Origin of the sequence: Actinomadura hibisca NBRC 15177, from assembly GCF_001552635.1 — a bacterium.
GTDB classification, from domain to species: Bacteria; Actinomycetota; Actinomycetes; order Streptosporangiales; family Streptosporangiaceae; genus Spirillospora; species Spirillospora hibisca.
Window position 1 is genome coordinate 1 of sequence record NZ_BCRO01000123.1, and the last position, 13,613, is coordinate 13,613.

Here is a 13,613-nt window from a genome sequence, read left to right on the forward strand (position 1 = left end):
GCGCGGGGGCTGCGCCCCCTGCACCCCTGCGGGCGCAGCGGGCGCAGCGGGGACGGCGGGGACGGCGGGGACGGCGGGGACGGCGGGGGCTACGCCACGTCCAGCTCCCGCCTCCGTTCCGCCCACTGCAGCGAGTGCCGGATCGCGTCCCCGATCGTGTACTCCGGCTTCCACCTCAGCAGTTCCCACGCCTTGTCCGGGTTCACGAACGCCCCCACCACGTCCCCCGGGCGCGCCGGTGCCTCCACCGCCCGGAACTCCTCTCCCACCACCTCGCGGAACGCCCCCACCAGCTCCCGCACCGTCGTCCCCCCGCCCGTCCCCAGGTTGACCACCTGGTAGGCGGCCCCCTCACCGGCCGGACGGAGCGGCGGGATGATCGTCTCGAAGCGGTCGAACGCCTCGTAGAAGGCCCGCGCGATGTCCCACACGTGGATGTAGTCCCGCACCGCCGTCCCGTCGCGCGTCGGCCAGTCCACACCCGTGATCGTGAAGGGTTCGCCCTCCTCGTAGCACTGGATCATCTTGCCCAGCGCGTGCGTCGGCTTGCTGTTCTGCAACCCCGTGCGCAGCCGCGGGTCCGCGCCGATCGGGTTCAGGTAGCGCAGCGACACCACCCGCAGGCCGTACGCCGCCGCGAAGTCGGCCAGCATCAGCTCGGCCATCATCTTCGAGCGCGTGTACGGGTTCTGCGGCTCCAGCGCCGACTCCTCCGTGACCGACAAGTCGGACTCAGGGCGGTACATGCCCGCGGTCGACGCGAAGATCATGCGGTCGCAGCCGTTGCGCACCAGGTGGCCCGCCAGGTCCAGGGTGCGCGCCAGGTTGACCTGGTAGTAGCGGTGCGGGTCCCGCATCGAGTCGGGGACCACGATCAGCGCCGCGCAGTGCACGACGCCCGCGATGTCGGGGTGGCGGGCGAAGATCTCGTCCAGCAGCGGGCCGTCCCCGATGTCCCCCTGGTAGAAGATCTTGTCCTGGGCGAACTCCTGGCGGCCGGTGATCAGGCTGTCCAGCACCACCGGCGTCACGCCGCGCTCGGCGAACGCCGAGGCTATCGTGCTCCCGATGAACCCGGCTCCCCCTGTGATCAGCACTTTCACGGTGCATCCCCTGCTTGCTTCGTGGTCCCCATGCCTCGGTACGCACAGGATCAGCAGGCGGTCGCAGGCGGTCAACGGCCCGATCGGCAACTGTCCGGGTTAGGACGCGCGTCAACCGGCGGCACCGGTCGGGCGTCCGCGCCCGAGCCTTCCCCGCCATCGCCCACCTGCGCCGATCCCTTTCAGCAAACGTTCGGCCGACGTTCGGGACGCCCACGTCCCAGGCACGGAGTACAGCGTTTGCAGGATCCGCCGGAGCGCCGCGACGGGCATCGTCGGTGCCATGCAGCCCATCCGCGTCCTCATCGTGGACGACCACGCGCTGTTCGCCGAGGCCCTCGCGGCCCGGCTGGCGCGGGAGCCCGACCTGGTGATCCTCCCGCCCGCCGCCGACGCCCGCCGCGCGCTGGCGCTGGCCGCCACCGAGCGCCCGCAGGTCGTCGTGCTGGACGTCACGCTGGGCTCCGACAGCGGGCTGGACGTGCTGGAGCGCCTGCGCGAGCGGCATCCCGACGTCCGGGTCGTCATGCTCACCGCCATGAGCGAGGTCGACACCGTCGTGCAGGCGATCGGCCGGGGCGCGGTCGGCTGGTTGTCCAAGACCGAGAGCGCCGACCTGGTCGCGCGCGTCATCCGGTCGGCCGCCCGCCGGGGCGGCTGGATCCCGCCCGACATCGCCGGCGAGGTGCTGCGCCGCCTGCTCGCCGCCGACCCCGAGCCGGGCGGCGGGCAGCAGCTGCTCGCCGAGCTGACGCCGCGCGAGCGCGAGGTCCTCCAGTGCATGGTCGACGGCCTCACCCGCGCGGAGATCGCCGACCGGCTCGGCCTGTCGGCCAACACCGTGCGCACCCACACCCAGAACCTGCTGGCCAAGCTCGACATGCACTCGGCGCTGGAGGCCATCACCCTCGCCATGCGCGCCGGGATGCGGCCCGGAACCCGCGACTGAACCACCCTCGGGCCGCCGCACCCATCAAACGACGTAGCGAACGCTCGTCTCGTTGGGCGATTCGATCACCACCGGCCCTTCCTACGCTCTGGCTGACGAAGCCGGAGGGATGATCGTGGAGATCGACGAAGTCGCCGCCCGCGTGGTCCGCACCTACTGGGCGCTGCTGCTGGTCATGCTGGTGGCGCCGGTGCTGGTGGTCGGGTACGTGATGAACGGCCAGGAGCCCCCGCACGTCGCCGAGTCGCGCCTCCAGGCCAGCAGCAGGGCCACCGACGCCGCGCCCGGCGACGCCGGGGTCAGCATCGTGGTCAGCCAGGTCAAGGCGTTCGCCACCAGCCGCAACCTCCAGGACAGGGTGCTGCGCGACCTGAGGTTGCAGCGCGACCAGGAGAAGCTCTCCAAGAACATCGCGGTCACCGGGCTCGGCACCTCGACGGTCGTGGAGCTCGCCGTCAAGGACGCCGACGCCGAGGCCGCGCGGCGGCTCAGCGACGCGCTGGCGGCGGCCGTCGTCAAGGAGATCAACGACTCCAACCAGGGCACGATCGCCCAGCAGATCAGGGACCTCGACAAGCGCATCCGCGAGCTGGAGGGCCGGCTCGGGCCGCTGGCGCAGCGCGCCGGGCGCGTGCCGGTGCCCGACATCGGCGCGTCCAACGAGCGCGAGCGCGTCGCCGCCGAGCTGACCGACCTGCGCAGCAGCCGCACCGAGCTGCGCACCCAGCTGTCGGCGGCCGGGACGGCCTCGGTCGTGCAACCTGCCGTGCTCGCGCCGCGCACCGACCCCGTGGTGATGATGTCGCTGATCGCGGGCCTGGTCGGGCTCATCTTCGGCATCCTCGTCGCGGTCGTGATCGAGATGTTCCGGCCGACGGTCCCCGGCCAGCAGCGCGTCGCGCGGCGGCTGGGCGTGCCGCTGCTGGGCTGGGCCGACCGCACCGACGCCGAGCTGGCCGACCTGGGTCGGCGCGTCCGGCTCGCCGCCCGGCGTGCAGGGGTCGCGCAGGTGACGCTGGTCGGCGCGGGCGGCGGGCCGCTGCCCGCCGAGCTGGTGTCCAGGATCGCGGCGGCGGTGTACGGGGACGCCACCAAGGTCGTCCCCCCGCGCGCCTCGACCGGCAAGGTCACCGACGACGGCAGCAGCGGCGGCAAGGACGACAACGTCAACCACAGCGGCCCCACCGGCGGCAAGGGCACGTCCGTAGTACGCGCGAGCGCTCCCGGCACCGCCGTGATGACCAAGAAGTCCGGCGAGGCGGTGTCGCCCACCGACGTCACCATGCCGGTCCCCCTGCCGTCCCGCGCGACGTGCCACGTGCACGCCTTCGCGGACCTCGACCCGGGCGCCGACGACGAGGTCGGCGTGGTCGCGGTGGCGGGCCCGGTGACCCCGGTCGCCGGGCTGGACTCGGTGCGCGACCTGGTGGCCGCGTCCGGCTGGCCGCTGCTCGGAGTCGTCGCCACCTCCCGCAAGATCAAGGGGTAAGAGGGGTAACCAGGCCATGAGCGAGCAGACCACGATTCCCTTCAACATCACCTCGTTCGCCGGCGAGACCGCCGACGCGCTGGTGAAGGTCCTGGACTCCGGGTGGGTCACCACCGGCCCGCAGACCGCCGCCTTCGAGCAGGACTTCGCCGACTATCTGGGCGCCGCGCACGTGATCGCCGTCGCCTCCTGCACCACCGCGCTGGAGTTGTGCCTGCGCGCGCTCGACCTGCCGCCCGGCTCGGCGGTGCTGACGCCGAGCCTGACGTTCTGCGGCGCGATCAACGCGATCCTGCACGCCGGGCACCGCCCCGTCCTGGTGGACATCGACGAGCGCACGCTCGTGCCCAGCCCCGAGACGGTCGCGGCCGCCGCCGCCCGCGTCAGGCCCGCCGCCATGATCGTGCAGAACCAGGGCGGCTACCCGGTGGACGTGCCCGCCCTCACCGAGGCGGCCGGGCTGGACCGCACCCGCGTGATCGAGGACGCCGCGCACGGCCCCGGCGCGGGACGCGACGGCCGCCCGGTCGGGGCCGACTCGTTCGCCGCCTGCTTCAGCTTCTACGCCACCAAGAACATGCCGATCGGCGAGGGCGGCGCGATCGCCACCAGCGATCCCGAGCTGAACGACCGCGTCCGCGCGATGCGCCTGCACGGCATGAGCAAGGACTCCTGGAAGCGGTACCTGCCCGGCGGGAACTGGCGCTACGACGTCAAGCGCGCCGGGCTCAAGGCCAACATGACCGACATCCAGGCCGCGATCGGCCGCGCCCAGCTCGGCGTCCTGCCCGGCTGGCAGCGACAGCGCGCCGAGCTGGTCGCCGGCTACGACGAGCGCTTGGCCGGCACGCCCGGCCTGGTGCTGCCGCAGCGCGAGCTGGACGGCGTCCAGCACGCCTGGCACCTCTACCAGGTGCGCGTCCCCGACCGCGACGCGATCATCGAGGAGCTGGCGGCGGCCGGGGTGTCCACGTCGGTGCACTTCATCCCGGCCCACCAGATGACCCTCTACCGGGAGGTACTGGGCGCCGAGGAGTGCGCGACGGTGCCGGTCACCGATCGTGTCGGTGAGGAACTACTGTCGCTGCCGCTGTATCCGGGGCTGTCGGCCGACGCCCAGGACCGCGTCGTGTCCGCGCTCGCCAAGGCGTTGCGGGCGCGGAGCTGACGGTGTTCAGGTTCCTGCGGCGCCGCCCGCGTCCCGTCCCCGTCCCGCCCCCGGCCGAACCCAGCCCGCTCGCCCTGCTCATGGGCCGGGCCGAGGTGGTCGCCGGGTCGCGGGGCGGGCGGATGGTGCGCGGTCGCCGCGTGCTGGTGACCGGCGCCTGCGGGACGATCGGGTCGGCGCTGTGCCACCAGGTCAAGAACCTGGAACCGGCCGCGTTGTGGCTGGTGGACAAGGACGGGGCCGGGCTCGCGCGGCTCGGCCACGAGATGACCGGGCGGCTGGACGGCGACCTGGTGGCGCTGGCCGAGGCCGACGTCCGCGACCGCGCCCGCGTGGACGAGGTGCTGCGCGCCGCCCGTCCCGACCTCGTGTTCCACACCGCCGGGCAGAACGAGCTGGCCAAGGTGGAGCGCGACCCGTGCCGGGGCGTGGCCGCCAACGTCGTCGGCACCCGCAACCTGGTGGACGGCGCGGTCGCGCACCAGGTGCAGCGGCTGGTGCTGGTCTCCTCCGACAAGGCCGCCGACCCGACGTCGGTGTTCGGCGCGACGATGCGGCTCGGCGAGCTGCTGCTGCGCACCGCGACCGGCGGCCCGACCTGCTTCGCGGCCGTCCGGGTCGGCAACGTGATCGGCTCGTCCGGCTCGCTGCTGGCGGTGCTGGCGCACCGCATCTCCTGCGGCGAGGCCGTCACCATCACCCATCCGGAGGTGGCGCGGCACTTCATGACGGTGGACGAGGCGGCCGGGCTGCTGCTGGAGGCGGCGGCGCTGGCCGAGGAGGCCGAGACGTTCGCGCTGGACATGGGCAGCCCGGTCCCGGTGATCGAGCTGGTGCACCGCTACGCCGAGCAGCTCCGGCTGCCGGAGGTGACGATCCGGTTCTGCGGCCTCGGGCCCGGCGAGAAGCTGGCGGAGAAGACCTTCGCCGACTCCGAGCGCCGCCTCGCCACCGCGCACCCCAAGATCTGGGCGACCCGCCCGGCCGCGCCGCCCGCCGGGCTGCCGCGCCTGCTCGACGACCTGTCGGCCGCCGCCGCCGACGGTGACGCCGAGCGGGTGCGGCTGCTGCTGCGGCGGCTGCTGCCCGAGTACCGGCCCGTCCGCCGCCGCCCCTCCGGCGCGACCCCGCCCGGCGGCACCCCGCTGTGCGACGCGGGCTGCTCCCCCGACGCCCCAGGTCTGTGAGGTGCGCAGATGACGACGTGTGCGACGCGGGTTGTTCCCCTGACGCCCCAGGTCTGTGAATGAGGTGCGCATGAGCCCCACTCGTAAGCTCCGAGTCGCCACAGTGATCACCCGTTTCAACGGCGGGGCCGGCCAGGTGGCGCTGAACGGCCTGCTGGCGCTGCCGCCCGGCGGTTACGAGCGCGCCGTCGTCACCGGCGGCGTCGGCATGGACAGCGTCGCCGCCGCCCAGAACGAGCAGGACGTCCTGCACGGGGACGAAGCCGTCGCCAACGCCGCCGCCGGAGACCTCACCCCCGCCGCCCACCAGGCCGGATGCGAGATCGTGCAGGTCCGGCCGCTGGTCCCGCAGATCTCCCCGCGCGACGACCTCGCCGCGCTGCGCACCCTCACCCACGTCCTCGCCGAGGGCCGCTTCGACGTCGTGCACACCCACAGCGCCAAGGGCGGCGTCATCGGACGGCTGGCGGCGGCGCGCGCCGGGGTGCCGCGCATCGTCCACACCTGGCACGGCTTCCCGTTCAACGAGTTCCAGTCGCGGCTGCGGCGCTCGGTCTACATCCGCCTCGAACGCGTCGCCGCCAAGCACACCGACGCGTTCCTCGCGATCGGGTCGGAGACGGTGACGACGGCGCTGCGCCTCGGCCTCGCCACCCCCGAACGCCTCCGCCTGTCGTGGCCCTCGGTGGACGTGGCCGCCTACGCGACCGCCGCCGGGTCCCGCGCGCAGGCGCGCCGCCGTCTGGAACTGCCGCTGGGCGTGAAGGTGGTCGGGTCGATCGGCCGCCTCACCTTTCAGAAGGGCCCCGAGATCTTCGTGAAGGCGCTGGCCGAGCTGCCCGACGACGTGTTCGGCATCTGGGTCGGCGGCGGTCCGATGGCCGACGAGTTGGTGAAGCTGACCGCCAAGCTCGGCCTCACCGAGCGGATGCGCTGGCTCGGGCACCGCGACGACGTGGCCGAGGTGCTGCCCGCGTTCGACGTGATGGCGATGGCCTCGCGCTGGGAGGGACTGCCGTGCGTGCTGGTGGAGGCGATCGGCGCGGGCGTCCCGCTGGTCGCGACCGCCGTGCCGTCCAACCAGGACCTGGTGCTGGCCGGGGAGACCGGGATGCTCGTGCGGCCGGAGGACCCCGGCCAGCTCGCCACCGCGATCTCGGTCCTGCTCGACGATCCGGCCGCGGCCGCCCGCATGGCCGCCCGCGCGCGTGACCGCGTCGGGGAGTGGTTCTCCCCGGCCTACCTGGGCGAACAACTCGACGACGTCTACCGAGGGACTTCCGAACGGCCATACCGCAAGTGATCGGGCGACCGGCAGCGACCGTTCAGGAGAAGGCATGACCACGACCACCACGGCCCGCCAGGAGCCGCCGCCCACGGCGACGCCCCCCGTCGCGCCTCCGCCGGAGCGGTCCGCGCGGCGGCGCTGGTCGGTGCCCGCCGTGGTGCTCGTCGGCTCCATCGCGTCGTTGCCGATGCTGATGCCGTTCGGGCTGGGCGCGGGGCCGGGCAACACCGGCCTGCCCGACCTGGCGCTGGTCGTGCTGACGGTGACCACGCTGTTCTGGGCGGCCGGGCGGCGGCGCACCGTGCACTGGCCGTTCCTGATCCCGACGCTGCTGACCATCATCGCCGGGGGCGTCGCCGCGATCGTCAACGACGCGGGCGCGCTCACCCTCGTCAAGGACCTGTTCGTGCTGCTGTGGGGCGTGTGCCTGGCCAACCTGGGGCGCGACCTCGGGCTGTTCCGGCTGGCGCTCAAGTCCTGGGTCTACATCGGCACGTTCTACGCCCTCGTCATGATCTTCGGCTACCTGGCCGGGAACGACGTCCTGTCGGGCAAGCAGATCGACGGCGAGCGCGCCATGTTCACCTTCGGCGACGCCAACTACTGCTCGAACTGGTTCATCGTCTGCTTCTTCCTCGCGCGCGCGGCGCGCGTGCCCGAGCGCAACTGGCAGCGCTACGCCGTGTGCGGAATCCTGCTGTTCGCCGAGATCCTGACCGGCTCCAACGGCGGCGCGCTCGCGCTCGGCTGCGCGCTGGTGCTGGGCTACCTGTTCCGTCTGTTCCGCGAGGACAAGGCGCACCACGCGATCGCGACGGGCGCGCTGGCGGCGGTCGTCGGCGGCGGTGGAATCGCGCTGCTCAGCCAGGTCGACATCCAGCCCTACCTTGACCAGGCGAGCCAGGCGTCACCCTTCCTGCGCGACTCGATCGGCCGCACCACCGGCGAGTCCACCAACTCGCGCAGCACCGTGTTCGGCACGACGGTGCGGATGATCGAAGAGCAGCGGCACCCGTGGGGCATCGGCCCCGGCCACACCGAGGCCGCGATGCTGGAGAACCAGGAGACCTACGTCCGCGAGGCCCACAACGACTACATCGCCGCCGTTCTGGAGCGCGGCTTCCTCGGCGGCCTCGCGCTCATCGTGCTGGTGTTCACGCTGCTGCTGGCGTGCACGCGGATCGCGCGACGCGACGCGCTCACGCCCGAATACGCCAAAGCGATGCCGCATCCGGAGCTGCTGGGCGCGCTGGTCGCGGTGTTCCTGATCTCGGGCCTGTTCTACGAGACGTTGCACTACCGGCACGGCTGGGCCTTCTTCGGGCTGATCGCGGCCCTGCACCTGTTCGGCCGCCGGGATTCGCCCGTCCTGCGCACGGCGGAAGGGAAGGCCGGATGACCGAGACGCAGCGGCCCGGCACCGGCGACCCCGTCGTCCCCAATGACGGCGGTCGCGGCCTGCGCGGGCGGCTGATCGCGCTGGTGGCGGGCAACATGGCGGGCCGCATCGGCGCGCTCGCCTCGCTCGGCGTCGCCACCGTCATGGTCGCGCGGATCGGCGGTCCCGCGCTGGTCGGCGCGTTCACGCTGGTCCGCATCCTGCCGGGCCTGCTGTGCCACCTGTCGAACGCCGGGCTGCCCAGCGCCGCGCCGTTCTTCCTGGCGAGCAAGGAGCACGACCAGGCGCGGGTGCGGCCCACGCTGATCTGGATGACGCTCGGCGGCGCGGCCGTGGGCGGTCTCGCCTGGCTGGCGCTGAGCCCGCTGATCTACCTGCTGTTCTTCAAGTCGTTCGGGGTGTGGGTGGCGGTCGCGGCGGCGGCCCCGGCCTTCACGCAGGGCTTCGTGTCGGTTGGCAAGGGCCTGCTCCAGGGCACCGACGACCTGCGCGGCGCGAGCCTCGCCATCACCGTCGAGGAACTGGTGTTCCTGCCCATCTACCTGGTGATCCTCATCGGCTGGTACGGGCCGGGCGCGCTGATCACCGGCCTGGTGTTCGCCGACCTCGCGGCCGCCGCGTGGATCGCGGCGCGGCTGAAGAAGCGCGGCTTCTTCCACGGCTGGGGCCGCCCGGACCGCAAGCTGGCGCGCGCGGTGGCCTCGTACGGGATGCGCGGGCAGCTCGGCCAGCTCGTGGATCTGCTCAACCTGCGGCTCGACGTGGCGTTCCTCGGCGCGATCGCCGGCCCGTCGGTGCTGGGCGTCTACACCGTGGCCAGCAAGTTCGCCGAGCTGGTCCAGCTCCCGGGCCTCGCCGTCAACTACGTCCTCTACCCCGACTTCGCCAAGGAGGACAAGGCGACGGCGACCGCCCGCACTGCCAAGCTGATCCTGCCCGCCCTCGCCGTGTCGGCCCTCAGCGCGCTGCCCCTGGCCCTGATCGCCGGATCGGTGCTGCCGGTGGTGTTCGGCGACGCCTTCGACGGAGCCCTCACCCCTACTTACATCCTGCTCGGCGGCCTGGTCACCTTCGGGGTGTCCGGGCTGGTCATGGCCTACCTGTACGGCGTCGGCCGCCCCGGGCTGACCTCGCTGGCCCAGACGGCGGGGCTGATCGTCACCGTCGGCCTGGACCTGGCGCTCATCCCGCACTTCGGCGCGGTCGGCGCGGCCGTCGCGTCGGCGCTGTCCTACTACACCACCACCCTCGTCCTGCTGTTCTGGTTCGCCCGGTTGAAGGGACGGTCCCATGACCGACAAGCCTGAACTGGAGACCCGGCCGATCGACCCCTCCGACGGCGTCGCGCCGTCGGGACCGCGCCGGGCGCTGGACGTGCTCGGCGCGCTGGCCGGGCTCGTGCTGCTCAGCGTGCCGCTGCTGGCCGTCTACCTGACCGTCCGGCTGACCAGCCCCGGCCCGGGGGTGTTCCGGCAGACCCGGGTGGGCCAGGGCGGGCGGCCGTTCACCATGTACAAGTTCCGCACGATGCGGCAGGGCGTCGGCGGGCTGACCGTCACCGCCAACCGCGACCCCCGGCTCACCCGGATCGGCAAGCTGCTGCGGCAGTGGTCGCTGGACGAGCTGCCGCAGCTCGTCAACGTGCTGCGCGGCCAGATGACGCTGGTCGGGCCGCGCCCGGAGACCTACGACCTGGCGGTGCACTACGACGCGGGCTCGCGCTGGATCTTCGACCACCGGCCGGGGCTGACCGGGGTGTCGGAGGTGCGGTTCCGCGACTTCGACGTGCTGGGGCCGGGCGAGGAGGTCGATCTCGTCAACTACATCGAGCGCATCGTCCCGGCGCGCGTGGCGGTGGACGCGATCTACCTGCGCGACCCGTCCATGGCCGCGACGCTGCGCGCGTTGTGGGACACCGTGCGGCACATCCTCGGCTTCACCATCCCGCCGCTCCGGGTGACCGCCGACGGCACCGTGCGCGAGGGCCCCGACTCCCGCGCGCCCGACGGCGGCCCCTCCGTCAACGCCCGCAAGGGGGAACCCGACGCCGCGGCCTGACCGACGTGACCCGCTCGACCGACGTCCGGGGAGAAGGCGATGGAGGCCCGCTACAAGATCCTGGCGGTGGTGGCCGCGCTCGTGCTGGCGGGCGGGTTCCTGTACTACCTGCGGGACGCCCCCTCCAGCAGCGGGTCCGAGCCGTACCGGGGGCCGCTCGCCTCGCCCGGCACCCCGGCGACCGCCCCGGGCGGCACGCGGCGCATCGCGCTCAACACCCAGCCCGCCGACTACCCCAAGCTGCGCGAACTCGGCTACGACCTGGTGGACGTGAAGCCGGACGACGCCCTGGTCAACGGCGTGCCGGACGGGATGCGCGCGATGTTGTGGGTCGGCAACTTCCAGTGCGACGACTACGAGCTGTCCTTCGACGACTTCACTCAAGCCGTGCAGAGGTTCGGCCGCCACCCCAAGGTCTACGGCTGGTACCTGTCGGACGAACCCGATCCCGGCAAGTGCCCCAAGATCGCCGGTGAGATCAAGCGGCGGGCCGACTACCTGGAACGGCACGCGCCGGGCCAGGTCTCGTTCATCTCGCTGACCGACTTCCCGATGAAGCCCGTCACCCCGAAGAAGGTCAACGTGGACCTGGTCGGGCTCGACCCCTACCCGTGCAAGGGCTCGGCCAAGGCGCGCGCCGACTGCAACATCGACGCCATCGACCGCATGGTCCGGATGGCCGACGAGGCGGGCATCCCGCGCAGGCTCGTCGTGCCGGTGTTCCAGACCTTCGGGCAGAGCTGCTCCAAGGGCCAGCGCCAGTACTGGCTGCCGACCCAGGACCAGTTCCGGCAGATCCTGCGCCGCTGGGACCGCCTGGCCCCGCGCCCGCCGCTGGAGGTCTCCTACTCGTGGGGCCACCAGGGCGAATGGGCGTGCCCGACGCTGCGCGACGCCGACGGCGGCGACCACCCCGACCTGCACTCGCTCGTCCGGGCCCGCTACCAGGCGAAGTCCTGAACCGCGCGGATCAGGGGATCAGCGGGTCCTCATGGTCGGCGACCGCCGCCTCCGACCCCGCCGTCTGGGGCAGCGGCAGCTCCAGCGGCCCAAGTTTGAGTGCGGCGAACTCCATCAGGACCACCGCGAGAACGAGTCCAACACCGCTCAGAAAGAGCTTCTTGCGCGACAAACCCCGACCCCTTAAACCCCAACAACCAGGGAGAATTTAGCAGGTCGCGAACATCACATCGCACCTGACCCTGTAATACGACGGGCCGCCCCCTCGCCGGGGGCGGCCCGTCTCTCGTCAGGGGGCGTCAGCCGACCGGGCGGCTGCCGAGGGCGGCCGAGCGGGCGTTCACGCACACGCCCGTCGCCAGGTCGAAGGCGAAGTTGTGCGCCAGGCAGTGCACCTGCCCGTCGCGCACCACCGCGCCGATCGACAGGTCCTCGCCCGCGTGCGGGCAGTAGCGCGGGATGTCGTAGGAGCGGCCGCCGGACTCCACCACGATCCGCTCGGACTCGTCGCGGCCGGTCTCGTACGCCTCGACGGCCTGGAGCGCGGGCGCGTTGGCGTGCTTGAGCAGGCCCACCAGGTAGTCGTTGTAGACGTCGGGGTCGCGGTAGAGGCTCACCCGGAAGGAGATCAGCAGGTCCTCCCACGCCATCCGGCCGCGCAGCACCCCGTCCAGCCAGCGGCCCGCGGTCGTGATGCGGTAGTGCGGGCGGGCGCCCGGGGACGCCTCGCCGACCTTCAGGCCCTCGGGCGAGAAGTCCACGTCCCACACGCCGCCGTGCGGGCCGGTGACCTCGAAGCGGACCACCATGTCGATCTGGCCGAGGAAGTAGTCGCTGAGCCCGCCCAGGTACTCGAAGTGCGCGACGAAGCGGTCGAACAGGTCGGGGCCCGGCTCGGGGTGGTCGGCCAGTACCTGATCGATGAGCGCGGCCCGGTCGGCGGCGTAGCGCGCCAGGTAGGCGGGCCGGTCGGCGTCGGCGAAGGAGAACGCCGCCGAGACCGGGTCGCGCACCACCTCGCCGGTGTCCAGGTCGACCGAGTCGCCCGGGTTGAAGTGGTCCCAGCGCTGCCGGGGCAGGTGCTCGCGCAACCACCGGGTGGCCACGTCGGGGTCGCAGAACGCGCCGTCGTCCTGGTCGAGCACCCAGTTGAGGTGGGCGACCTCGTCGTCCAGGAAGCAGGGCGGCCCCGCGAACGGCACCGCCAACTCCGGCGCGGTCTGCCGGACCAGGCGCTGGACGGCGCGCAGCTTGGAGATCCGCTTGGCCATCGACACCTCGGCCATCTCCTGCGGCGGGTACTCGTAGCAGATCGGGTGCCAGGACGCCCCGGAGGTCTGCAGCGCCATCAGGTCGAGGCGGCCGCCGGCCAGGTGCCTGGCGCGGCGGGCCTGGGCGGCGGTGAGGCGGGCGTCGTTGCAGTGGAGCACCGCGCGACCGTCGGCGACGATCAGAAATGCCGCGTCATGACACATCGGCGACAGTTCGGGAATCACGGTGATCCAGGACCCGGCATTGTCGAGCGGGAATTTCTCCCAGGCGGCGATCTCGATTACCTGCCGGGAACCGGCGACCTCCGCCATACGTTGCCGGAAGGCGGGACCGGGATAGCGCGGAATGAGGATTCGGGCCCGCTCGGGCAGTCGCTCGACGACCCAGGGATCGAAGTGGTCCAGGTGCTCGTGCGAGACGGCGACCCAGTCGCAGTCGACCAAGGCGGGAACATCGAGATGATCGTTTCTCGGGTACTGGTGCCAGGCGCCCAGGAACGCGCCCGTCGGAGCGAGCCAGGCGTCCGCGAGCAGGCGGAACGCGGAAGCGCGCAGGGCGATTCCGGCATGTCCGAGAAAGGTGACCGTCGGCATAGGGCGACTGTCTCCCCCGGCCCTGCCGCCCGCACCCGGCGGAATGCGCAAGCCGCCTACGCCGTAGGCATGAAAGAAATGTCGCTCGGGCGACCGACAATCCTGTCTTAGACGCTCGGACAATGCCGGTGGTTTACGGCCGTTTTG

At 72.5% G+C, this 13,613-nt stretch carries 11 protein-coding genes; 9 read left to right on the forward strand and 2 right to left on the reverse strand.

What is annotated here, in order from left to right:
* Nucleotides 1-89: 89 nt before the first annotated feature.
* Nucleotides 90-1,103, reverse strand: a complete 1,014-nt coding sequence (gene galE / locus AH6_RS39365; RefSeq protein WP_067491063.1) for a UDP-glucose 4-epimerase GalE — start codon at nucleotides 1,101-1,103, stop codon at nucleotides 90-92.
* 283 nt (nucleotides 1,104-1,386) lie between these two features.
* On the opposite strand from galE, the gene AH6_RS39370 reads away from it, so the two are divergent.
* The 9 genes from AH6_RS39370 (at nucleotide 1,387) to AH6_RS39410 (ending at nucleotide 11,601) form a co-directional block, all read left to right on the forward strand.
* Nucleotides 1,387-2,052, forward strand: a complete 666-nt coding sequence (locus AH6_RS39370; protein WP_067491065.1) for a response regulator transcription factor — start codon at nucleotides 1,387-1,389, stop codon at nucleotides 2,050-2,052.
* A 115-nt stretch (nucleotides 2,053-2,167) separates the two neighbouring features.
* Nucleotides 2,168-3,541 (forward strand): GumC domain-containing protein, encoded by a 1,374-nt coding sequence (locus AH6_RS39375; protein WP_157432002.1) that lies wholly within the window; start codon nucleotides 2,168-2,170, stop codon nucleotides 3,539-3,541.
* Nucleotides 3,542-3,557: 16 nt separating this feature from the next.
* Nucleotides 3,558-4,709 carry a DegT/DnrJ/EryC1/StrS family aminotransferase gene (locus AH6_RS39380; protein ID WP_067491069.1) on the forward strand — a complete coding sequence of 384 codons (1,152 nt, stop codon included), beginning with the start codon at nucleotides 3,558-3,560 and terminating at the stop codon, nucleotides 4,707-4,709.
* Nucleotides 4,710-4,711: 2 nt separating this feature from the next.
* Nucleotides 4,712-5,896, forward strand: a complete 1,185-nt coding sequence (locus tag AH6_RS39385; protein ID WP_067491071.1) for a polysaccharide biosynthesis protein — start codon at nucleotides 4,712-4,714, stop codon at nucleotides 5,894-5,896.
* Nucleotides 5,897-5,966: 70 nt separating this feature from the next.
* A complete protein-coding gene (locus tag AH6_RS39390; protein ID WP_067491073.1) occupies nucleotides 5,967-7,199 on the forward strand; it encodes a glycosyltransferase in 1,233 nt (410 codons plus the stop codon).
* A gap of 34 nt (nucleotides 7,200-7,233) precedes the next feature.
* Nucleotides 7,234-8,583 carry an O-antigen ligase family protein gene (locus AH6_RS39395; RefSeq protein WP_067491074.1) on the forward strand — a complete coding sequence of 450 codons (1,350 nt, stop codon included), beginning with the start codon at nucleotides 7,234-7,236 and terminating at the stop codon, nucleotides 8,581-8,583.
* Entirely contained in the window at nucleotides 8,580-9,890 is a 1,311-nt protein-coding gene (locus AH6_RS39400; protein WP_067491076.1) for a lipopolysaccharide biosynthesis protein, read from the forward strand. Before AH6_RS39395 ends, AH6_RS39400 begins: the two co-directional genes overlap by 4 nt.
* A complete protein-coding gene (locus AH6_RS39405) occupies nucleotides 9,874-10,641 on the forward strand; it encodes a sugar transferase (protein ID WP_067491078.1) in 768 nt (255 codons plus the stop codon). Before AH6_RS39400 ends, AH6_RS39405 begins: the two co-directional genes overlap by 17 nt.
* A 39-nt stretch (nucleotides 10,642-10,680) precedes the next feature.
* Nucleotides 10,681-11,601 (forward strand): alpha-amylase family protein, encoded by a 921-nt coding sequence (locus tag AH6_RS39410; RefSeq protein ID WP_067491080.1) that lies wholly within the window; start codon nucleotides 10,681-10,683, stop codon nucleotides 11,599-11,601.
* 299 nt (nucleotides 11,602-11,900) lie between these two features.
* On the opposite strand, the gene AH6_RS39415 is transcribed toward AH6_RS39410, so the two are convergent.
* Entirely contained in the window at nucleotides 11,901-13,466 is a 1,566-nt protein-coding gene (locus AH6_RS39415) for a Rieske 2Fe-2S domain-containing protein (RefSeq protein ID WP_067491082.1), read from the reverse strand.
* Nucleotides 13,467-13,613: the final 147 nt, after the last annotated feature.